The organism is Alcaligenes sp. PF14 (assembly GCF_037150615.1).
GTDB classification, from domain to species: domain Bacteria; phylum Pseudomonadota; class Gammaproteobacteria; order Burkholderiales; family Burkholderiaceae_B; genus Alcaligenes; species Alcaligenes phenolicus.
In genome coordinates this window covers 1-304 of sequence record NZ_JBAGRS010000031.1, presented here as the reverse complement: position 1 = coordinate 304, position 304 = coordinate 1, and the positions used below count along the sequence as shown (strand labels likewise).

Annotated in this window: 1 protein-coding gene; it reads right to left on the bottom strand. The window is 58.6% G+C overall.

The genetic code is table 11. The features are described 5' to 3' along the window. A partial coding sequence (locus WFM49_RS18555) for an isochorismatase family protein (RefSeq protein WP_336974861.1) occupies window positions 1–304 on the bottom strand: 304 nt, incomplete at both ends.

The following is a 304-nucleotide window of genomic DNA, read 5'->3' as shown; positions in this document are numbered from 1 at the left end:
ACCACGCTGGAACGCACACAACCGCTGGTCACGGCGCCAGCAACCAGCAGTGTTTGCACACCACGCTGGGTCAACCAAGCCGCCAAGGGCGTACCGAAAAACGCCGAAGGCACATTCTTGCGAACGATGAACTCACCGGGCGCAGGAGCCAATTCCGGCACAATGTGGCTGTTGTGCGCATCTTCGATCAGACCCAGCATGCCGGGGACTTTAATGCTGAAGATGTTGTTATCAGCGCCATCATCGGCGTACACGATACGCGTATGAGCCACCGGCCAACCCTGTTCACGCGCCGTTGCCAACA